The organism is Streptomyces sp. NPDC059092 (genome assembly GCF_042756365.1).
Classification (GTDB): domain Bacteria; phylum Actinomycetota; class Actinomycetes; order Streptomycetales; family Streptomycetaceae; genus Streptomyces.
In genome coordinates this window covers 140,693-162,032 of record NZ_JBHZEJ010000003.1, presented here as the reverse complement: position 1 = coordinate 162,032, position 21,340 = coordinate 140,693, and the positions used below count along the sequence as shown (strand labels likewise).

At 72.6% G+C, this 21,340-nt stretch carries 19 protein-coding genes; 3 read left to right on the top strand and 16 right to left on the bottom strand.

From position 1 onward, the window contains the following. Nucleotides 1-64: 64 nt before the first annotated feature. A complete protein-coding gene (locus ACFXPL_RS03275; RefSeq protein WP_384911608.1) occupies nt 65-634 on the bottom strand; it encodes a TetR/AcrR family transcriptional regulator in 570 nt (189 codons plus the stop codon). A 71-nt stretch (nt 635-705) separates the two neighbouring features. Between ACFXPL_RS03275 and ACFXPL_RS03270 the strand changes: the two genes are divergently transcribed. Continuing rightward, nucleotides 706-1,197, top strand: coding sequence for an FBP domain-containing protein (locus ACFXPL_RS03270; protein WP_384911605.1), 492 nt, complete (start codon nt 706-708; stop codon nt 1,195-1,197). Between the two features lie 74 nt (nt 1,198-1,271). Here the strand turns inward: ACFXPL_RS03270 and ACFXPL_RS03265 are convergent, their stop codons facing one another. Together ACFXPL_RS03265 and ACFXPL_RS03260 are read right to left on the bottom strand one after the other, a co-directional pair. Then, a complete protein-coding gene (locus tag ACFXPL_RS03265) occupies nt 1,272-2,195 on the bottom strand; it encodes an aldo/keto reductase (RefSeq protein ID WP_384911602.1) in 924 nt (307 codons plus the stop codon). A gap of 80 nt (nt 2,196-2,275) precedes the next feature. Continuing rightward, nucleotides 2,276-6,610, bottom strand: coding sequence for a molybdopterin-dependent oxidoreductase (locus ACFXPL_RS03260; RefSeq protein ID WP_384911599.1), 4,335 nt, complete (start codon nt 6,608-6,610; stop codon nt 2,276-2,278). Between the two features lie 273 nt (nt 6,611-6,883). On the opposite strand from ACFXPL_RS03260, the gene ACFXPL_RS03255 reads away from it, so the two are divergent. Further along, nucleotides 6,884-7,465: a hypothetical protein gene (locus ACFXPL_RS03255; RefSeq protein WP_384911597.1), complete on the top strand. Its 582-nt coding sequence runs from the start codon at nt 6,884-6,886 to the stop codon at nt 7,463-7,465. A gap of 29 nt (nt 7,466-7,494) precedes the next feature. On the opposite strand, the gene ACFXPL_RS03250 is transcribed toward ACFXPL_RS03255, so the two are convergent. Then, complete coding sequence (locus tag ACFXPL_RS03250; protein WP_384911594.1) at nt 7,495-8,085, bottom strand: adenylate kinase; 591 nt, start codon at nt 8,083-8,085, stop codon at nt 7,495-7,497. A 153-nt stretch (nt 8,086-8,238) separates the two neighbouring features. Between ACFXPL_RS03250 and ACFXPL_RS03245 the strand changes: the two genes are divergently transcribed. After that, the gene (locus ACFXPL_RS03245; protein ID WP_384911591.1) at nt 8,239-9,231 is read left to right on the top strand and encodes a ketopantoate reductase family protein; all 993 of its coding nucleotides are present in this window, start codon (nt 8,239-8,241) and stop codon (nt 9,229-9,231) included. Nucleotides 9,232-9,469: 238 nt separating this feature from the next. Here ACFXPL_RS03245 and ACFXPL_RS03240 read toward each other — a convergent pair whose 3' ends face one another. The 12 genes from ACFXPL_RS03240 to ACFXPL_RS03185 form a co-directional block, all read right to left on the bottom strand. Continuing rightward, the gene (locus tag ACFXPL_RS03240; protein ID WP_384911588.1) at nt 9,470-10,264 is read right to left on the bottom strand and encodes a sirohydrochlorin chelatase; all 795 of its coding nucleotides are present in this window, start codon (nt 10,262-10,264) and stop codon (nt 9,470-9,472) included. A gap of 5 nt (nt 10,265-10,269) precedes the next feature. Next, nucleotides 10,270-11,214: an ABC transporter permease gene (locus ACFXPL_RS03235; RefSeq protein WP_384911585.1), complete on the bottom strand. Its 945-nt coding sequence runs from the start codon at nt 11,212-11,214 to the stop codon at nt 10,270-10,272. Continuing rightward, entirely contained in the window at nt 11,201-12,046 is an 846-nt protein-coding gene (locus ACFXPL_RS03230; protein ID WP_384911582.1) for an ABC transporter ATP-binding protein, read from the bottom strand. Before ACFXPL_RS03230 ends, ACFXPL_RS03235 begins: the two co-directional genes overlap by 14 nt. A gap of 51 nt (nt 12,047-12,097) precedes the next feature. Further along, a complete protein-coding gene (locus tag ACFXPL_RS03225; protein ID WP_384911579.1) occupies nt 12,098-13,207 on the bottom strand; it encodes an ABC transporter substrate-binding protein in 1,110 nt (369 codons plus the stop codon). Between the two features lie 252 nt (nt 13,208-13,459). Beyond that, a complete protein-coding gene (locus ACFXPL_RS03220) occupies nt 13,460-14,818 on the bottom strand; it encodes a sulfate adenylyltransferase subunit 1 (RefSeq protein WP_384911577.1) in 1,359 nt (452 codons plus the stop codon). A gap of 2 nt (nt 14,819-14,820) precedes the next feature. Beyond that, nucleotides 14,821-15,759, bottom strand: a complete 939-nt coding sequence (cysD, locus tag ACFXPL_RS03215) for a sulfate adenylyltransferase subunit CysD (protein WP_384911574.1) — start codon at nt 15,757-15,759, stop codon at nt 14,821-14,823. Beyond that, the gene (gene cysC / locus ACFXPL_RS03210) at nt 15,756-16,355 is read right to left on the bottom strand and encodes an adenylyl-sulfate kinase (RefSeq protein WP_384911572.1); all 600 of its coding nucleotides are present in this window, start codon (nt 16,353-16,355) and stop codon (nt 15,756-15,758) included. Before cysC ends, cysD begins: the two co-directional genes overlap by 4 nt. After that, the gene (locus tag ACFXPL_RS03205; protein ID WP_384911570.1) at nt 16,355-17,053 is read right to left on the bottom strand and encodes a phosphoadenylyl-sulfate reductase; all 699 of its coding nucleotides are present in this window, start codon (nt 17,051-17,053) and stop codon (nt 16,355-16,357) included. The genes cysC and ACFXPL_RS03205 overlap by 1 nt, the downstream gene beginning before the upstream one ends. Before the next feature lie 169 nt (nt 17,054-17,222). Next, complete coding sequence (locus ACFXPL_RS03200) at nt 17,223-18,920, bottom strand: nitrite/sulfite reductase (protein WP_384911568.1); 1,698 nt, start codon at nt 18,918-18,920, stop codon at nt 17,223-17,225. Nucleotides 18,921-19,042: 122 nt separating this feature from the next. Further along, entirely contained in the window at nt 19,043-19,126 is an 84-nt protein-coding gene (locus tag ACFXPL_RS03195; protein WP_365627905.1) for a putative leader peptide, read from the bottom strand. A 212-nt stretch (nt 19,127-19,338) separates the two neighbouring features. Further along, a complete protein-coding gene (locus ACFXPL_RS03190) occupies nt 19,339-19,911 on the bottom strand; it encodes a GNAT family N-acetyltransferase (RefSeq protein WP_384911565.1) in 573 nt (190 codons plus the stop codon). A gap of 78 nt (nt 19,912-19,989) precedes the next feature. Beyond that, nucleotides 19,990-21,249 (bottom strand): GAF domain-containing protein, encoded by a 1,260-nt coding sequence (locus tag ACFXPL_RS03185; protein WP_384911829.1) that lies wholly within the window; start codon nt 21,247-21,249, stop codon nt 19,990-19,992. Nucleotides 21,250-21,340: the final 91 nt, after the last annotated feature.

Below are 21,340 nucleotides of genomic sequence, written 5' to 3'. Positions count from 1 at the left end.
ACCGCGCGACGGAGCAGGACGAGATGACGGGGGGAGGGCGGCGCGACGGCGGAGGAGGGCGTTTTCAGGGCGCGGGCCGGCCCCGTAGCAGGGCGTCGAGGCGGTCGAGGGTCCAGGACCAGGACTGCTGCGAGTCGGGGACGCTGTGGCTGAAGCCGCCCGCCAGTTCCAGGCTGACGTAGCCGTGGAAGAAGCTGCCCAGCATCCGTACGGCGTGCGTCTGGTCCGGTTCCGTCAGGTCGTAGCCGCGCAGGATCGCCCGCGTCATGCGCGCGTGCCTGCCTCCGGCGCTCGCCGCCGCGGCCTCCGGGTCGAGCCGGAACTGGGCGGCGGCGTAGCGGCCGGGGTGCTCCCGGGCGTAGTCGCGGTAGACGTCGGCGAAGGCGGTCAGGGCGTCCTTGCCGGCCCGTCCTGCCAGGGCGGCGGCGCCCCGGTCCGCCAGCTCCTCCAGGGCGAGCAGGGCGATCCTGGTCTTGAGGTCGTGGGAGTTCTTCAGGTGCGAGTAGAGGCTCGCGACCTTGACGTCGAACTGCCGGGCGAGCGCCGAGACGGTCACCTGGTCGAAGCCGACCTCGTCCGCCAGCTCCGCCCCGGCCCGGACCAGGCGGTCCGTGGTCAGTCCTGCGCGTGCCATAGCCATCCATTCATCAGCCTGAATCAATTATGCATTTGCCTATAAGGCTTAGGCAAATTAGCTTACGGCTTATGAAGCCGCTGACCGAGCAAGAGATCCGTACCGCGTTCGTGAACTGCACCAAGGGCCAGGCCAAACGCCTGTCCGTGCCGCGTGACCTGGCCGACCGGCCCTGGGACGACCTGGACTACCTGGGCTGGCGGGACCCACAGGCGCCCGACCGTGCCTACCTCGTCGTCGAGCTGGACGGCCGCCCCCGGGCCCTCGCGCTGCGCTCGCCCAGCCCCGCCTCCTGGCAGACGCGGCGCAGCATGTGCTCGATCTGCCTGACCCTGCACACGGGCGGCGTCTGCCTGATGGTCGCGCCCAAGGCGGGGAAGGCCGGGCAGCAGGGCAACTCGGTGGGCACGTACATGTGCGGCGACCTCGCCTGCTCCCTCTACGTACGAGGAAAGAAGGACGCGGGCGTCGGCTCACGGCTCCCCGAGTCGCTCACCCTGGAGGAGCGGATCCGGCGGACCGTCGAGAACGTCGCCGCGTTCATGGCCAAGGTGACCGCCTGACCCGGGCACCCGAGCCCGGAGCGGTCGGTCGGTCAGCCGAGTCCGGGCCGTGGTGCGGGGGCCTCTTTCGCGCTTCACCGCCCAGCGGCCCTCGATCCCGGATCGAGCGGTACGAGCGGTACGAGCGCGTCCAAGTCGCGCATGTCCTCGGCGGACAGCCGGATCTCCACGGCGCGCAGGTTCTCGTCGAGATGGGCGGGCGAACCGGTGCCCGGGGTCGGGCACAGCACGGGGGAGCGGTGCAGCAGCCAGGCCAGGGCGATCTGCCCGCGCGTGGCGCCGTGGCGCCCGGCCACGGAGTCGAGCGCCGACGCCGCCGTACCCGTCAACGCGCCGTTCGCCAGCGGGAACCACGGCAGGAACGCGAGCCCGTGCGTCTCGCACAGCCTCAGCACCGCCGCCGACGCGCGGTCCAGTAGGTTGAAACGGTTCTGCACCGAGGCGATCCCGGTCAGGGCGAGCGCCCGCTCAAGCTGCTCGGCGGTGACGGTGTCCAGGCCGATGTACCGGATCTTGCCTTCCCGCCTCAGTTCATCCAGGGCCCCCACCTGTTCCTCCATCGGCACCGCCGGATCCAGCCGGTGGAGCTGGTACAGGCCGATCGTCTCCGTACGCAGCCGGCGCAGGCTCGCCTCGCACATCGCCCGCAGCCGTTCCGGGCGGCCCTCGACGTGCCAGCCGCTGTCGCTCGTCCGCACCACGCCGCCCTTGGTCGCCACGGTCAGCCCGGCCGGATACGGTGCCAGCGCCTCGGCGACCAGCTCCTCCGCGAGCCCCGGCCCGTAGTTGTCCGCCGTGTCGATCAGGGTCACCCCGCGATCGACGGCGCGCCGCAGGACGGCGACGGCGTCCGCACGCTCGCCGCGCGGGCCCCAGTAGCCGGGCCCGGTGAGCTGCGCCGTACCGAACCCCAGCCGCCGCACCGGGAGTCCGCCGTCCAGCGCGAAGGTCTGCGCGACCGGATCCCCGTCCGCCGATCCGTCTCTCCGTTCCGTCATTCCCGGACGGTATCCGACCGTGTAACCGGGCCCCAGGACAGCCCGCGAACACCGTCGCCGCCGTGACGGTGTCCGCGGGCTCAGTAGACGTCGCGTACGTACCGCTTCTCGGCGGCGAGCCGCTTGACGTACGCGGCGGCCCCGTCCTCGTCCAGACCCCCGTGGGCCATGGCGAGTTCGCGCAGCGCCCGGTCGACGTCCTTGGCCATCCGGGAGGCGTCGCCGCACACGTAGAAGTGGGCGCCGTCCTGGAGCCAGGACCAGAGCCGGCCGCCGTGCTCGCGCATCCGGTCCTGGACGTAGACCTTGGCCCGCTGGTCGCGCGAGAAGGCGGTGTCCAGCCGGGTCAGGGTGGCGTCGCGGCGCAGCTTCGCCAGTTCCTCCCGGTAGTAGAAGTCGGTGGCGCGCCGCTGCTCGCCGAAGAAGAGCCAGTTCGGGGCCTGGTGACCGCGGGCGCGCCGCTCCTGGAGGAAGCCGAGGAAGGGGGCGACCCCGGTGCCGGGGCCGACCATCACCATGGGCGTCGCGGGGTCGGCCGGCGGACGGAAGTGCGGGGAGCGCCGCACATGGACGGGTACGGGGCTGGCGGGCGCCGCGTCGGCGAGGAAGGCAGACGCGACGCCCTTGCGCGGGCGGCCGTGGCGGTTGTCGTACCGGACCACGGAGACCGTCAGCCGGACGAGCGCGGGGTCGGCGAGCGGGCTGGACGAGATGGAGTAGAGGCGCGGTTGAAGCCGTTTCAGGGTGCCCGCCCACTCCGCCGCCGTGGCCCGCACCGGGTACTCGGCCAGGATGTCGGCGCACTGGCGGCCCCAGGTCCACTGGGCCAGCTCGCCCTTGTTGTCCGGCCGGAGCAGCTTCTTGAGGGTGCGGTCGTGGCTGCGTTCGGCGACGAGACGCAGCAGCGCGGGGGTGACCGCGGCGATGTCGAGATGGCGGTGCAGCGCGTCGCCGAGCGCCACCTCGCCGGGGCCGGACAGGTCGACGGGCGCGGCGGGGTCGAGCCCGGTGACGGCGAGCCATTCGGCGACCAGGTCGGGGCAGTTGCGCGGCTGCACGCCGAGCGCGTCACCCGCCTCGTAGACGAGCGGGACGGGGCTGTCGCCGGTGTCGAAGGTGAACTCGCGCACCTCCTTGGCGGCGCCGGGGAGGCTGAGCAGCCGGTTCCCGGTCAGCCGGGCGGTGACGGGCGCGGCCTTGGAGGGGCGTACGTCCGGTGCGGGTGCGGGTGCGGGTGCGGGGTCGGGGGCGACGGTGGGTGCGGGCGGCGTTCCCCCGGGCGCCTCGGGCACCGCGCCCGGCCCGGCCGCCGGCCCGGCGCCCGGCTCCGTGAGCAGCGCCGTGCGTACGTGGTCGAGCCACTGCCCGGCGGGCTGTTCGTACTCCGGCTCGCAGTCGGTACGGGGCACCAGGCGGACGGCGCCCAGCTCGTCGAGGCGCGCGTCCAGCCGGCGGCCGTGGCCGCAGAAGTCGTCGTAGGAGGAGTCACCGAGGGCCAGCACCGCGTACCGCACGCCGTCGAGCCGGGGGGCGTCGGGCGCGCTGAGCGCCGCCCAGAACCGGGAGCCGTTGTCGGGGGCGTCGCCGTCGCCGAACGTACTGGTCACGACCAGCAGATCGGCGCCGCGCCCGACCGTGTCCGGCGCCGCGTCGTCGTCCATGTCGAGCAGCCGCGCCGCGAGCCCGTCCTCGGTCAGCCGCCGTACCACCAGGGCGGCGGCCTCCTCGGCGTTGCCGGTCTGCGAGGCCCACAGGACGACGATCTCGCGTCCGGGCACGGCGGCGGAGGGGGAGGCGTCGGGCAGCGGCGCCGCCGGGGCGGCGGTACGGGAGTACATCCCGGCGAGTACGCCGTTGACCCACAGGGCGTGCGCCGGGGCGAACGGCGCACGGTCCGGCAGCACCGGCGTGGCGACGGAGGCCCCCACGCCCGCCTCCGCGCCGGCCTCCGCCCCCACGCCGGCCTTCGTGTCCGCCTCGGCGGCGCCCAGCCCGGTGAGGAACCCCGCCAGATAGCGGCGCTCCTCGTCGGTCAGCACCGGCGGCGCGAGGTCCGCCCCGAACACCCCCGCCAGCGCCGCCACCTTCCCGGGACCGGGACCGGGACCGAGACCGGGACCGGGAACGCGACCCTGACTGCCACCGTCGCCGTCGCCGTCGCTCATTGTCGGCGCCTCCTCCGCGGGGGCGGCGTGGGGCGCGGCGGGCGCGGTGGCGAGCCGGGTCAGCGAGACCGCGCACACCTTGAACTCCGGCTGGAAGGAGATCGGGTCGACCGCGTCGTTGGTGACCGCGTTGACGCAGGTGTACTCCCCGAACAGGTCGTTCCAGTGGAAGGGCGCGAAGCAGCCCCCGGGCCGCACGCGCTCGGTCACCACGGCCGGGAGCACCGCTCGGCCCCGCCGCGAGGCCACCTCCACCGGGTCGCCCTCCGCGATGCCCAGCTCCCGCGCGTCGTCCGGATGGATCTCCACGAAGGGCCCGGGGTTGAGCTTGTTGAGCTTGGCGATCCTGCCGGTCTTGGTGAGCGTGTGCCACTGGTGCGGGAGCCGGCCGGTGTTCAGGACGTACGGGAAGTCGTCGTCCGGCAGTTCGGCCGCCGGCAGGTGCGGGCGCGCGTGGAAGACGGCCCGGCCGGAGGCGGTGGGGAAGACGAGCCGCGGCCTGCCGCCGTCGGGACGCTCGGCCAGGGTCTGGCTGACGCCGTCGTTGAGGTAGCGCACCGGGTTGCGGTCGGGGCCCCCGGCGGACGCGCTGGGCCACTGCACGGGGGCGCGGCGCAGCCGTTCGTAACTCACCCCGCGCAGGTCGTAGCCGGTCTTCGGGTTCCAGGCGCGCTTGATCTCCTCGAATATCTCCTCGGCGCCGCCGTAGCCGAAGGCGTCCTCGTACCCCATCTCGCAGGCGATCCGCGCGATGATCCGCCAGTCCGGCCAGGCCTCGCCCGGAGGCTCCACGGCCTGCCGGCTCAGGGTGAGGGTGCGTTCCGAGTTGACCTGGACGCCCTCGGACTCGGCCCACAGAGCGGCGGGCAGGGCGACATCCGCGTACGCGTTGGTCTCGGTCTCGGCGAAGACGTCCTGCGTGATGACGAACTCGGCCCGTTCGAGCCCCTCGATGACCGTTCTGCGGTTGGCCACCGAGGCGACAGGGTTGGTGCAGATGATCCAGCACGCCTTGACGTCCCCGTCGGCCATCCGCCGGAACAGGTCCACCGTGCCCTCGCCGAAGCCGTCCGCCCGTACGGTCCCGGGCTCGACGCCCCACAACTCCTCGACGAAGGCGCGTTCTTCCGCCACCAGCACCGATCGCTGCCCCGGCAGTCCGGGGCCCATGTACCCCATCTCGCGCCCGCCCATCGCGTTGGGCTGGCCCGTGAGGGAGAACGGGCCGCTGCCGGGGCGGCAGATCGCCCCGGTCGCGAGGTGCAGGTTGACCAGCGCGTTGGTGTTCCAGGTGCCGTGCGTGGACTGGTTGAGCCCCATCGTCCAGCAGCTCATCCACTCGCCCGCGTCGCCGATCCACTCGGCGGCCCGCCGGATGTCCGCCTCCGGGATGCCGGTGATCTCCGCGACCTTCGCGGGCGGGTACTCCGCGAGGAACGCGGGCATCTCCTCCCATCCCTCGGTGTGCTCGGCGATGAACTCCGGGTCGGTGCGGCCGTTCTCGACGAGGAGGTGCAGCAGTCCGTTGAGCAGGGCGAGATCCGTGCCCGGCCGGATCTGGAGGAAGAGATCGGCCTTGGCGGCGGTGGCGCCGCGCCGCGGGTCGACCACGATCAGCTTCGCGCCCGCCCTGACCCGCTCCATGAGCCGCAGGAAGAGAATCGGGTGGCAGTCGGCCATGTTGGAGCCGGTGACGAGGAAGACGTCCGCGTGCTCGAAGTCCTCGTACGAACCGGGCGGGCCGTCCGCGCCCAGCGACAGCTTGTAGCCGCTGCCCGCGCTCGCCATGCACAGCCGCGAGTTGGACTCGATGCGGTTGGTGCGCAGGAAGCCCTTCGCGAGCTTGTTGGCGAGGTACTGCGCCTCCAGGGTCATCTGCCCCGACACGTAGAAGGCGATCGCGTCGGGACCGTGCTCGTCGAGGATCGCGCGCAGCCGCCGCGCCGTCTCCTTGACCGCCGCCTCCATCGGGGACGGTACGGGCTCGTCGCCGCGCTCCGCCCGTACCAGCGCGGTGGTCAGCCGCCCGGGGGCGGTGAGCAGGCCGGCGGAGGTCGCGCCCTTCGTGCAGAGCCGGCCGCGGTTGGCCGGGTGGGCCGGGTCGCCGGACGCCTTGAGAACGGTCCTGCGGCCGTCGGGGCCCGCGCCGACGTCGAGGAGGATTCCGCAGCCGACACCGCAGTACGAGCAGACGGTCCGCACCTGGGTGGCGGTGGCGGTGGCGCCTTCCTGGGGATGCGCTGCGGTCACGGGCGGCCTCTTTCGTGGACGCGGGGTCCGGGGATCCGGGGCGTACGGCTTCCGACCGTACGAAGGGCCCGTTACCCGGAGGTCACGCCGGACGCGTACGAGGAGTTACGCCTGCCACACAGCCGCCCGCACCGCCCCGTGAGGACGGGGGAGCGGAGGCTCCTCACCCGATCAGGTGGAGCGGTTCCCTTCCGCCCCACCCGCTCCCCGGCGTCCGTCACGCTGTCCCGTGTCCGTCCGCCGCCCCCTCGCCACCCGCTGAGGAGCCACCCCATGCCCGATCTCTGGATGCCCGGTGCTGAACGACTCGACATCAGGGACCACGCCCCCACCGACGGCGGCCCGGCCAAGGCCGTCGCCCACATCACCTGGGACAGGGACGCGACCGAGGCCGAGCCCCGGAACCTCGTGCCGTACGCGACCCTCCGGACGTACTTCTCCGGCGACGGCAAGGGCGTCGCCCCGCATCTCCTCTGGAACCCCTTCACCGGCACCTTCTGCCAGTTCGTCCCGGCCGACTCCCGGTCGAAGTCCCTCGCCGACCTGCCGGGCGGTACCCGGACCAACCGGGCCGGGGCCGTGGTCCTCCAGATCGAGGCGCTCTTCTTCCCCTGGTGCGTGGTGAAGGGGAAGAAGTACGAATCGCTCAAGGACACCCCGTGCGAGGGATGGGACGCGCTCCACGCCTGGATCAAGAGCTGGGGCGTCCCGGACTCCTGGCCGATGGGGCAGCCCGACGGGTTCGTCAGCCGGCGCGACGAGAACGTCTGGGCGGAGAAGGCCGGCTGGTACGGCCACGCCCAGGTCCCGGAGAACGACCACACGGACCCCGGGACCTGGCCGGACTTCCCGTAGGCGACGGGCCGGAAGGCCGGACGGGCGGGCTATCGTCCGAGGTGTCCGAGGTGTCCGAGGTGTCCGAGGCCGTCGAGGCCGTCGAGGCTGCCGAGCACGCGCCGGGTGACGTCCTCGACCTCGCCCAGCGCGTCGACGACGGCCGTACGCCCCGCGTAGTAGGCGAGCAGGGAGTCGGTCTGCTCGTGGTGGATCCGCAGCCGGTGCCGGATCACGCCCTCGGTGTCGTCGGCGCGTCCGCGCGCGAGCAGCCTGCGGACGACGATCTCGTCGTCGATCCGGAACTCCAGGACCCGGTCCAGCCTCTTCCCGAGACCGGCGAGGATCGTGGCCAGCGCGTCCGCCTGGACCACGCTGCGGGGGAAGCCGTCGAGCAGGAACCCCCGGGCGGCGTCCGCCGCGCCGAGCCGCTCCGCCACCAGGGCGGTGGTGAGCTCGGCGGGGACCAGCTCGCCGGCGCGCAGATACTCGTCCGCCTCCAGCCCCAGCGGCGTCCCCTGGGCGACATGCGTACGGAACAGATCGCCGGTCGAGACATGGGGCACGCCGAACTCCGCCGCGAGAAGGCCGGCCTGGGTGCCTTTGCCCGCGCCGGGCGGGCCGAGAAGCACAAGTCGCACGCTGGGATCCTTCGCGGGTCGCCCTCCGTCCTCTTCCTGCGAGGACCGTGCGGTCGTTATACCCGCGCCCGCCTGCCCCAGACGTGACACCGCTCACGGTGGTGTCATACGGCTCGCCTATGCTGAAGACGTCGTACCGGAACGGGGGTCGGGATGCGTTACGTCATCATCGGGGCGGGAGCGGTCGGCGGCAGCGTGGGCGGCCGGCTCGCGGAGGCCGGGCAGGACGTGGTCCTCGTCGCCCGGGGCGCGCACTACGCGGCGCTGCGCGCGGACGGCCTGCGGCTCACCACGCCGGACGGCACCCGGGCGCACCGGCTGCCGGTCGTCGACGGACCCGACGCGCTCGCACTGCGCCGGGACGATGTCCTGCTGCTCTCCGTGAAGACCCAGGACAGTACGGCGGCGCTGGACGCCTGGTCGGCGAGGCCCGTCGCGGGCGGCGGTACGGCGGGCGAGCTGCTGCCGCTGGTCTGCGCGCAGAACGGGGTGGAGAGCGAACGGCTCGCCCTGCGGCGCTTCCGGCACGTGTACGCGATGTGCGTCTGGCTGCCCGCGACCTATGTCGAACCGGGCGCGGTGAGCGCCGGAGGCGCCCCGTACACCGGCATGCTGCACCTCGGCCGCTACCCCTCGGGTACGGACGCGACGGCCGCCGCGATCGCCGCCGGGCTGGCGAAGGGCAAGCTCCTCGCGCCGGTCGTGCCGGACGTGATGCGCTGGAAGTACGCCAAGCTGCTGGCCAACCTCGCCAACGCGATCGAGGCCGTCACCGGAGTGATCGGCGAGGAGACCTGGGAGCTGGTCCGGCGCGCCTCGGCGGAGGGCGCGGCCGTCCTCGACGCTGCGGGCATCGCGTACGTGGGCCCGGAGGAACAGGCCGAGACGCGCGGCGAGAACATCGGCTTCGATCCGTCCGGCGGCGTGGAGCGCGGCCACGGCTCGTCCTGGCAGAGCCTCAGCCGGGGCACGGGCACGATCGAGGCGGACTATCTGAACGGCGAGATCGCCCTGCTGGGCCGGCTCCACGGGGTCCCCACCCCGGTCAACGACACGCTCCAGCGCCTGGCCAACACCTTCGCGCGGGAGCGCCGCGCGGCGGGTTCGATGAGCGTCTCGGAACTGACGGCACTCATCGACGGCTGACGGCTGACGGCTGACGGCCGATGGCGCACGGGTGACGGCTGGCGGCCGGTGACGTACGGCTGACGGCGCAGGGTCGGTGACGTACGGCCGACGACGAACAGGCCGACGGCGCACGCGGCCGGTGGCATGCGGCCGGCGCGCCGACGTCGGGCGCCGGGTCACGGCTCCGGACCAGCGCAGGGTCACGGCTCCGGACCGGCGCAGGGTCACGGCTCCGGCCCGGCCCGGCCCGGACCGGTTACGCGTGGCCGACGAGTTCCCTGGCCGGAACCGCCGCCGCGCCGTCGTAGCGGCGCAGGAGCAGCGAAGCCACTTCCGGCGCCGCACCCAGCACCTCGGCGAGCACGTCCGCGCCCGCCTCCCGCGCGCCCGCCGCGATACGGTCGGGGAGCCGGCCGGGGGCGATGACGTACGGTGCCACCGCCACCCGGCGGACGCCCTCCGCGCGCAGCGCGCGGACCGCGTCCTCGGTGCGGGGCAGAGATGCGGAGGCGAACGCAGGCCGCACGGCGCACCAACCGGTGTGCCGCCACTCCCGCGCGATTTCAGCGATCACTGCGATCGCCTCCGGGTCCGATGAGCCCGCCGAGGCCAGGACGACCCCGGTCGAGCGTTTGTCGGCGGCCGTCAGACCGGCCTCGTACAACCGCCGCTCCAGCGCCGCCCCGAGCAGCGGGGACGGGCCGAGCACCGCCGCCTGCCGGATCCGCAGGCGCGGATGGCGGAGCGTCGCAGCTCCCAGCACGGCGGGGATGTCGGACTTGGCGTGGAAGGCGCGCGTCAGCAGCAGGGGCTGCGCGACCACGTCCCGTACGTCCTCCCGCGCGAGCCGGTCCAGCACGTTCGCCACGGACGGCGAGTCGAATTCCAGGAACCCGGTCTCCACCCGCAGCCCCGGCCGCAGCGCCCGCAGCCGCCGGGTCAGGGCGCGTACGGTCGCGGCGTGCCGGGGATCGCGGCTGCCGTGTGCGACGAGCAGCAGCACGGGCCGCGGGGCGCGGTACGTCAGGAGGCGGCGCACAGGTCCTGGCATGGGCATCAGCTCTTCACCAGCAGACCGCGCCCGCGCAGCACCCGGCGCTCCAGCGGGCTGAAGATCAGCAGGTCGATGGCGATCCCGACGATCAGGATCAGGAAGATGGCGAGGAACACCATCGGCATGCTGCCGACCGTACGGCCGTTCTCCAGCAACTGCCCGAGCCCCACGCCGAGGTCCGGCGAGGACGCGATGATCTCCGCGGCCATCAGCGAGCGCCACGAGAACGCCCAGCCCTGCTTGAGCCCCGCCAGATAGCCGGGCAGCGCGGCCGGCATGACGATGTGCCAGGTGCCCCGCAGCCCGGTCGCGCCGAGGGTGCGCCCGGCGCGCAGGAAGAGCGGCGGCACCTGGTCGACGCCGGAGACCAGTCCGTTGGCGATCGAGGGGACCGCGCCGAGCAGGATCACCGCGTACATCATCGAGTCGTTCAGACCGAGCCAGATCACGGCCGGCGGCACCCAGGCCACCGAGGGCAGCGACTGGAGCCCGGAGAGGATCGGGCCGATGGCCGCCCTGACGAACTTCACCCGGGCCACCAGCAGCCCCAGCGGGGTGCCGATCAGCAACGCCAGCAGGAAGCCCAGCAGGCCGCGCGAGACACTGGTCCAGATGTAGCCGAACAGGGTGCCCTGCGTCCACGCGTCGGAGACCTCGCCCCACACCGCGCCCGGTGACGGCAGCTTGTAGCTGTCGGTCACCTTCGCCCACACCAGCACCTGCCACACCACCAGCACCACCGCGACGGCGATCACCGGTGGCAGCACCTTCGCGACGAGCGTCCGGCGCAGCGGCGTACGCCCGGTCTGTACGGTGTCCAGCGCGTCGAGCCCGGCCCCCAGACCGGCCAGATCGGCGCCCGGCGCCGCGCCCCGCTCGCCGGTGCCCCGCCGCACCGCGTCGTCGCGCGGCGTCCCCTGCTCGGACGTCGTCTCAGTGCTGGCCATGGCGGCGGATCTCCCCACGCAGTTCTTCGGTGATCTCGACGGACAGCTCCGCGACCGCGGCGTCCTCGATACGGCGCGGCTGCGGGATGTCCACCCGCCACTCGCGGGCCACCCGGCCGGGCCGCGACGACAGCAGGACCACGCGCTGCGCGAGCCGTACCGCCTCACGGACGTTGTGCGTGACGAACAGCACCGACAGGTCGGTCTCCCGCCAGATCCGGGTCAGCTCGTCGTGCAGCACGTCCCGGGTGATCGCGTCCAGCGCCGCGAACGGCTCGTCCATCAGCAGCAGTTGGCTGTCCTGGGCGAGCGCGCGGGCCAGCGCGACGCGCTGGCGCATCCCGCCGGACAGCTCGTGCACCCGCTTGCCGTACGCCCCGTCGAGCCGGACGAGCCCGAGCAGCCGCTCCGCCTCGCCGCGCCGCTCCTGCTTGGCGACGCCGCGCAGCCGCAGCGCCAGTTCGATGTTCTTGCCCGCGGTCAGCCACGGGAACAGCGCGTGCTCCTGGAACATCAGCGCGGGCCGGCCGCCGGGCGTCTCGATGGCCCCGGCGGACGGCCGGTCGAGCCCGGCGACCAGATTGAGCAGCGTGGACTTACCGCATCCCGAGGCCCCCAGGAGGGTGACGAACTCGCCCGGCGCGACATCGAGCGTGATGTCGTCCAGTACGAGCTGCTGCCCCGCGGGCGTCGCGAAGGACTTCGAGACGTGCGCGATACGGGCGGCGTGGTCCACCGCCGGGGTGGCCTCGGCGGCCTTGGCAAGAGTCGATGCCACGGTCGTCACCTCCTGGGAACGGTGTGGATTCGGGAGTTTCGCGGGTGCGTGCATGCGAGGTGCGTACTGGCGTTCGCGCGTATCCGGACGTACGGCATGACAGGTCTACCGGTTGCCGAGACCCGCGTCGGTGACCTCGGTCTTCCCCTCGGTCTTCAGCACCTTGTTGAGCGGCGCCACGTCGTAGATCCCGTTCAGGTCGGGCTTCTTCAGCAGCCCGGCCTTGACCGCGTGGTCCGCCTCCGAGCGGAGCGTGGAGGCCAGCGGATCATCGGTGATCTTGATGGACTTCCACGCCGGGTCCAGGACATCGGCGGGCAGCGCCTTGCCGGAGAGCTTCTTCAGCGCGTCGTTGGCCGCCGCCTTCGCCTGGGCGTCGTTGGCGTTGATCCACTTGTTCGTCTTCACCGTGCCGCGCAGGAACGCCTCGACGACGTCCGGGTGCTCCTTCAGGAACGTCTGCGACACGATGATGTTGGTGATCACGAACTGCTTGTCCGGCCAGAGGGCCGACTCGTCCAGGATCTCCTTGGCGCCCTCGGCGACCAGCTTGGAGGCGGTCGGCTCCGGCACCCACGCGCCGTCGATGTCCCCGGCCTTGTAGGCGTCCGGGGTGATCTTGTTGTCCGTACGGACGACGGAGACGTCGCCCTTGCCGGACTGCGCGTCGACCTTCCACCCCTGCTCGGAGATCCAGTGGAGGAACGCCACGTCCTGGGTGTTGCCGAGCTGCGGGGTGGCGATCTTCTTGCCCTTGACGTCGGCCAGCGACTTGATCTTCTCGGGGTTGACGACGAGCTTCACCCCGCCCGAGGCGGAGCCGCCGATGATGCGCAGCCCCTTGCCCGCGGTCTGCGTGTAGCCGTTGATGGCGGGGGAGGGGCCGATGAAGCCGATGTCGATGGAGCGCGCGTTGAGCGCCTCGATCTCGGAGGGGCCCGCGTTGAACGTCGTGGCCGACACCTTCGTGCCGCCCAGCTCCTTCTGGAGGATGCCCTTCCCGATACCGACCAGGGCGGTGGCGTGCGTGAGGTTCGGGAAGTAACCGACGCGCACGGTGTCGGCCGACAGCGCCTTGCCGGTGGGCGCGGGGGTGGACTCCTCGGAGGAGTCGGCGGCGGAGCCGTAGCCGCACGCGGAGAGCGCGAGGGCGAGCAGGGGCAGTGCGGCTACGGCGGCCAGTCGGCGGCGCGTGACGGTGCGGGAGGCAGGCACGGGAGGGGTTCCTCTCGTTGGCCCGGTGCTCACGCCCTGGAGGGATACGGGGGCGCGGCCGGGAGGTCGGCAGATCTTCGTCGATACGAGTGGTACGGGTGCGGCTGGTGAGGCATACGGGCGCGCGAGCGGTGCGCGTACGTCATCGCGCACATCGCGCCACCCCGCCCGTCCCCGCGCCGAGGGCGCCGCTGCCCACCCGGCCGCCCTCCTTCGCGAACGTCGCGTAGACGTCGTGCCCGGCGCCCGCCATCAGAAGTCCCAGCCCTCGTCGTCGGCTGCCGTGGCGGCGGCCGGGGCGGGGGCGGCGGCGCCGTCCGCGAAGGCCTCGCCCGCCATGCCGGCGCTCAGCGTCGTCCCGTCGGCCGGGTCGATCAGCAGAAACGATCCGGTGCGCCGTGAGTCCGCGTACGAGTCCAGCGCCAGCGGCTCCGCCGTCCGGACGACGACCCGGCCGATGTCGTTGGCGACGAGCTGCCCCGGCGCCGGGTGCTGGGAGAGGTCGTCCAGCGTCAGCCTCGACGGGATGTCCTTCACGATCGCCTTGACCGTACGGGTGGTGTGCTTCAGCAGCACCCGCTGGCCCACGCCGAGCGGCTGGTCGGCCACATGGCAGACGGTCGCCTCGATGTCCTGCGTCGTGGCGGGCGCGTCGCCGGTCGGCACGATCAGGTCGCCGCGCGAGACGTCGATGTCGTCGTCGAGCAGCAGCGTGACCGACTGCGGCGTCCAGGCGACGTCCACCGCCTCGCCCAGCAGGTCGATCCCGGCGACCTTCGACGTACGCCCCGACGGGAGGACGGTCACGTCCTCGCCGACCCGGAAGGTGCCCGCGGCGATCTGGCCCGCGTACCCCCGGTAGTCGGGGTGCTCGGCGCTCTGCGGACGGATCACGTACTGCACGGGCAGCCGCGCGTGGCAGCCGGTCAGGTCGTGGCTGACCGGGACGGTCTCCAGGTGCTCCAGCACCGTCGGGCCGCCGTACCAGTCCATGTGCGCGGACGGCTCCACGACATTGTCCCCGGCCAGCGCCGAGATCGGGATCGCCGTGATCTCGGGGACGCCGAGGGACGCCGCGTACGCCGTGAACTCCTTGGCGATCGACGCGAAGACGGGCTCCGCGTACTCCACCAGGTCCATCTTGTTGACGGCGAGGACGACGTGCGGCACGCGCAGCAGCGCGGCCACCGCGGCGTGCCGGCGGGTCTGCTCGACCACCCCGTTGCGGGCGTCGACCAGGACCACGGCCAGCTCGGCCGTCGACGCGCCCGTCACCATGTTGCGGGTGTACTGCACATGGCCCGGGGTGTCGGCGAGGATGAACCGCCGCCGGGGCGTGGCGAAGTAGCGGTAGGCGACATCGATGGTGATGCCCTGCTCGCGCTCGGCGCGCAGCCCGTCGGTGAGCAGCGCCAGGTCGGGCGTCTCCTGGCCGCGGCCGAGCGAGACCCGCTCGACGGCCTCCAACTGGTCGGTCAGGACCGACTTGGAGTCGTGCAGCAGCCGGCCCACGAGGGTGGACTTGCCGTCGTCGACGGAGCCCGCGGTGGCGAAGCGCAGCAGCGTGGTCGCCGCGAGCGGCCCGGTGGTGTGCGTGTGCGTGCTCGGCATGGCTAGAAGTACCCCTCGCGTTTGCGGTCTTCCATCGCGGCCTCGGACATCTTGTCGTCGGCGCGGGTGGCGCCGCGCTCGGTCAGCCGGGAGGCGGCGATCTCGGTGATCACCGCGTCGAGCGTGGTGGCGTCGGAGTCGACGGCGCCCGTGCAGGACATGTCGCCGACCGTGCGGTAGCGCACGAGGCGCGTCTCGACGGTCTCGGACTCCTTGGGGCCGCCCCAGTCACCGGCGGTCAGCCACATCCCGCTGCGGCTGAAGACCTCGCGCTCGTGCGCGAAGTAGATCTCCGGCAGCTCGATCCCCTCGCGGGCGATGTACTGCCAGACGTCCAGCTCGGTCCAGTTGGAGAGCGGGAAGACCCGGACGTGCTCGCCCGGGGCGTGCCGGCCGTTGTAGAGCTGCCACAGCTCGGGGCGCTGGCGGCGCGGGTCCCACTGCGAGAACTCGTCCCGCAGCGAGAACACCCGCTCCTTGGCGCGCGCCTTCTCCTCGTCGCGCCGCCCGCCGCCGAAGACCGCGTCGAACCGCTCGGCCTGGATCTTCTCCGTGAGCGGCACGGTCTGCAGCGGGTTGCGGGTGCCGTCGGGCCGCTCGCGCAGCTTCCCGGCGTCGATGTACTCCTGTACGGAGGCGACGTGCAGCCGCAGCCCGTGCTCGGCCACGGCGCGGTCGCGGTAGTCGAGGACCTCGGGGAAGTTGTGCCCGGTGTCGACGTGCAGCAGCGAGAACGGCACCGCGGCCGGCGCGAACGCCTTCAGCGCCAGATGCAGCATGACGATGGAGTCCTTGCCGCCGGAGAAGAGGATCACCGGCCGCTCGAACTCGCCCGCGACCTCGCGGAAGATGTGGACCGCCTCGGACTCCAGCGAGTCCAGGTGGCTCAGCGCGTACGGGGCGTCCGTGCCCTCGGTGACGGCTGCGACGGTGGTGGTCACGCGAGACCCCTTTCGGTGAGCAGCGCGTGGAGCGCGGCGGCGGACTCCTCGACGGACTGGGTGTGCGACTCGATCCGCAGGTCCGGCGCCTCGGGGGCCTCGTAGGGGTCGTCCACCCCGGTCAGCCCGGTCAGCTCGCCGGCCGCCTGCTTGGCGTACAGGCCCTTCACATCGCGTACGGAGCACACCTCGACCGGTGTGGCCACGTGCACCTCCAGATATCCCGTGTCCTCGGCCTGGTGGCGCTCGCGGACCGCCTCCCGGCTGTCCGCGTACGGGGCGATGACGGGGACCAGTGCCTTGACGCCGTTCGCCGCGAGCAGTTCGGCGACGAAGCCGACGCGCCGCACATTGGTGTGCCGGTCCGCGCGGCTGAAGCCGAGGCCCGCGGAGAGGAACTCCCGGATCTCGTCGCCGTCGAGGACCTCCACCCGGTGTCCCTCACCGCGCAGCCGCTCGGCCAGCGCGACCGCGATGGTCGTCTTGCCGGCGCTCGGCAGCCCGGTGAGCCAGACCGTGGCGCCCCGCTCCGTCGCGCTCAACCGTTTCTCCACTTCCTCTTCCCGGCGGACATCGTGTTCCTGGTGGGCCGTCATCAGTGCAGCCCGCATTCGGTCTTGGACCGGCCCGCCCAGCGCCCGGCGCGCGCGTCCTCGCCCGCCAGGACCCGTCGGGTGCACGGTGCGCAGCCGACGGAGGCGTAACCGTCCTCCAGCAGCGGGTTGGTGAGCACCCCGTGCTCCAGGACGTACGCGTCCACGTCGTCCTGCGTCCAGCGCGCGATCGGTGAGACCTTCACCTTGCGGCGCTTCTCGTCCCAGCCGACGACCGGGGTGTTCGCGCGGGTCGGGGACTCGTCGCGGCGCAGCCCGGTGGCCCACGCGTCGTATCCGGTCAGGCCCTCCTGGAGCGGCCCGACCTTGCGCAGCGCGCAGCACCGGTCCGGGTCGCGGTCGTGCAGCTTCGGGCCGTACTCGGCGTCCTGCTCCGCGACGCTCTGCCGCGGGGTGAGCGTGATGACGTTCACGTCCATCACCGCGTCCACGGCGTCCCGGGTCCCGATGGTCTCGGGGAAGTGGTAGCCGGTGTCCAGGAAGACCACGTCGACGCCGGGCCGTACCCGGGCGGCGAGGTGGGCGACCACCGCGTCCTCCATCGAGGAGGTCACGCAGAACCGGGCGCCGAAGGTGTCCGTCGCCCAGGTCAGGATCTCCAGGGCCGACGCGTCCTCCAGGGCGCGCCCCGCCTCTTCCGCGAGGGCCCTGGGATCGTCGGTCTCCGTCAGTGCCGTCATGACTCTTCCCCTCCGTCACTTCGCCGAAGTCCCTGGGCGAGCAGCCCGAGGAACTTCAACTGGAAGGCCCGATTGCATGCCCCGCATTCCCAGGCGCCGTGACCCTGCTCGCTGGGACGCAGGTCCTCGTCGCCGCAGTAGGGGCAGTAGAAGGGCGCCGCGCGTTCGCTCATGACAGGGCCTCCTCGCTGGCCCTGGCCGCCCAGGTGGCGAAGCGCTCGCCGTCCTCGCGCTCCTTCTCGAAGCGCCCGAGGACCCGCTCGACGTAGTCGGGCAGCTCCTGCGAGGTGACCTTCAGCCCCCGGACCTTGCGGCCGAATCCGGCCTCCAGACCCAGCGCGCCGCCCAGGTGCACCTGGAAGCCCTCGACCTGGTTGCCGTCCTGGTCCAGCATGAGCTGGCCCTTGAGACCGATGTCCGCGGTCTGGATACGGGCGCAGGCGTTGGGGCAGCCGTTGATGTTGATGGTGATCGGCTCGTCGAAGTGCGGGATGCGGCGCTCCAGCTCGTCGATGAGCGTGGCACCGCGCTCCTTGGTCTCGACGATCGCCAGCTTGCAGAACTCGATGCCGGTGCAGGCCATCGTGCCGCGCCGGAACGGTGAGGGCTTGACCCGCAGGTCCAGCGCGTCCAGACCGGCGACCAGGGAGTCGACCTGGTCCTCGGCCACATCGAGGACGATCATCTTCTGCTCGGCGGTGGTACGGAGCCGGCCGGACCCGTGCGCCTCGGCGAGCGCCGCGATCTCCGTCAGCTTCGCGCCGTCCACCCGGCCGACGCGCGGCGCGAACCCCACGAAGAAACGCCCGTCGCGCTGGCGGTGCACACCGACGTGGTCACGCCACCGCTGGAGCGGCTGCTCGGGGGCGGGCCCGTCGATCAGCTTCCGCTCCAGGTACTCGTCCTCCAGGATCTGGCGGAACTTCTCCGCGCCCCAGTCGGCGAGCAGGAACTTCAGCCGGGCGCGGGTGCGCAGCCGGCGGTAGCCGTAGTCGCGGAAGATCGAGATGACCCCGGTGTAGACGTCCGGCACCTCGTCGAGCGGCACCCAGGCGCCGAGCCGCTGGCCGATCTTGGGGTTGGTGGAGAGCCCACCGCCCACCCACAGGTCGAAGCCGGGCCCGTGCTCGGGGTGGTCCACCCCCACGAAGGCGATGTCGTTGATCTCGTGGGCGACGTCCAGTGACGGTGACCCGGAGATGGCCGTCTTGAACTTGCGCGGCAGGTTCGAGAAGTCGGGGTTGCCGATGATCCGGCGCTGGATCTCGTCGATGGCGGGCGTGCCGTCGATGATCTCGTCCTCGGCGACACCGGCGACCGGCGAGCCGAGGATCACGCGGGGCGTGTCACCGCAGGCCTCGGTGGTGGAGAGCCCGACCTCTTCGAGGCGCCGCCAGATCTCCGGGACGTCCTCGATCCGGATCCAGTGGTACTGCACGTTCTGCCGGTCGGTGATGTCCGCCGTACCGCGCGCGAACTCCTGCGAGATCTCACCGATGACCCGGAGCTGCTCCGTGGTGAGCCGCCCGCCGTCGATCCGTACCCGCAGCATGAAGTACTCGTCGTCCAGCTCCTCCGGCTCCAGGATCGCGGTCTTGCCGCCGTCGATCCCGGGCTTGCGCTGGGTGTACAGACCCCACCAGCGCATCCGGCCGCGCAGATCGTTGGGGTCGATCGAGTCGAACCCGGCCTTCGAGTAGATCGTCTCGATGCGCGTCCGCACGTTGAGACCGTCGTCGTCCTTCTTGAACTGCTCATTGCCGTTGAGCGGAGTGAAGTGACCCCGGGCCCACTGGCCCTCGCCGCGGTGACGGCTCACCTTGCGGCGTGGCGTGGCGGGGGACGGCTGTTCCGGCGTGGCGGCCATGGCGGTTACGTCCATTCGAGACATGCAGGAGGGCGGCTCTGAACCGCACACGTGCGCGTGGGAACGCGGGGGTGCGCGGCAGAGGGGAGGAAAGAGGGGTGATCGCGGCGGTGCTGGGACTCTCAGCTCGCCGGACAGATGGCGCTGGACATGCGGCAGAGGTCGACGTGGCGTCGACTCACCAAGGCGATTCCAGAGCAGGACATGACGGAAGCGTGTCACGCGGATCTCTGGCCAGTCCACCGTTATCCATCATGTGGACCATAACGTACCGCTATATGAGACGGTGTGTTGTCTGTCACGGGGTGTCGGCGTTTAACCCCTGATCCGGGCCGCTCCCGACCCCTGATCCTGCTCGCCCCGCAGGCGGACGGGTCGTACCGCAGGCCCGCGGCCGGGCCGTACGCCGCCGGGCGGGTCAGGCCGCCGTGTGCGCGCCGGGCCACGGGCCGGGGGCCGCCGCCTCGGGCTCCTCCTCCGTCTTCGTTTCGAAGAGCCGGAAGCCACGCCGCAGATAGTTGTCCATGGCGTGCTCGCCGTCCTTGGAGCAGGTGTGCAGCCAGACCCGCTTCACCTGCTCGGCGTCGGGCCACCGCTCGGCCAGGTCCCAGGCGCGCGCCACCCCGTACGACAGGAGCTGACCGCCGATCCGGCGGCCACGGAAGGCGGGTATCAGCCCGAAGTACGCGATCTCCACCACGGCGTCCTCGTGGGGCCGCGTCTCGATGTATCCGGCCGGGGTGCCGTTCTCGTACGCCACCCAGGTCTCCACGCCGGGCCGCGCCAGATACTCCGACCACCGGGCGTACGTCCACGGCAGCCGGTCCGTCCAGCGGACGTCCCCGCCGACGGCCGTGTACAGGAACCGGCTGAACTCGGGCGAGGGCACCTCGGCCCGTACGATCCGCACCCCCGCCGGGGGCTCCGCGACGGGCCGCAGATCGGCGGGCGAGGTCTGTTCCAGGGACCAGGTGGTCACGGTGATGCTCATACGGGCCAGGAAAACACGGGGCGGGGACGGTCAGAGGGGCGCCCCCGCCCGTCCCCTGGGTACGCGGGCCGCCGGCTCTCACGGCCGGGGCAGGCCTCGCGCGCTCACCACCGCGGGCGCCGTCGAGTGCGGCAGCAGGTCCGCGGGGCGCTCCGGGGCGACCACCTCCACCTCGACCTCCTCGCTGAAGCGGTACGGCCGGTGCGCCAGCACGCCCGAGAGATGGCGCCGCACCCGTGACATCTCGGCGCGGACCGTCACCGTACGGCTGGGGTCCCCGAAGACATCGGCGGCCAGCTCGGCGGCGCTGCGGCCCGCCCGGTGCTCCGCCAGGACGTACAGCAGCTCGGCGTGGCGCGGGGTCAGCTCCTGCGTCCAGCTTCCGGCCGGGCCCGACACGGTGACCGACCGGCGCCGGGGCCCGCTCAGATCCAGTACGACCCGGCCGGGCGCCCCGTCCGCGCCATGCCCCCCGTCGACCCGGATCAGCCAGCCGCCGGGCAGCGGCTCGACCGTGCACATGCCCAGCGACGGCTGCCAGATCCGGCCCGCCCCGAGCGACTTCGGCAGCGGCAGCCGGTCCACCGGCGCCATGCCCGTGACCGCCGCCGTCCAGCCGTGGACATCGACCGCCAGAGCGCGCCCGCCCAGCCGGCACAGGATCGGCGCCGCCACCGAGCGCAGCCGCTCGATGCTCCGTCCGTGGCGTTCGCGCAGCTCGCTCTCGGCGAGCCGGGCCACCGAGGTGACCAGTGCCAGCGTCGTCGGATGGAAGCCCGCCGCGGGGCCGCTCACATCGATCACGCCGAGCAGCCGCCCGTCCCGCGGGTCGTGCACCGGGGCCGCCGCGCAGGTCAGGGCGTGCAGGTCCTGCGCGAAGTGTTCGGACGAGTGGACCTGCACCGGCCCGCGCAGGGCCAGCGCCGTACCGATGGCGTTGGTCCCGGTGTCCCGCTCCGACCAGTTCGCGCCCTCCTCCAGACAGACGTCGCCGGCCCGGCGCAGCGCCCCGAGGCTGCCTTCGCGCCAGAGCACCCGGCCCTCGGCGTCGCCGACCACCAGGATCTGGGCGGAGGTGTTCACCGGGCCGCCGAGCGCCTCGCTGAGCGACCGGGTCACCTCGCCCAGCGCCGACGCCCGCCGCCGGTGCTCCAGCTCGTCCCGGCCGAGTAACGCGCCGCCGCCCGCCGGCCGGCCGGGGTCGAGGCCCATGCCGAGCGCCCGCGACCAGGAAGCGCCGATCACCGGCCGGGGCGCCACGGGGGGCCGCTCCCCGGCCAGGGCGGCGTCCCGTACCCGCTGGAGGAGCCGGCCGGCCCGGTCGCCGTTCATGGCCATGAACTGGTTCAGATCGATCGGCGGGTCCGTCAGCGGTAGGTCCTTCAGTGGTAGGTCCTTCAGTGGTAGGTCCTTGAGCGGGCCGCTCTTC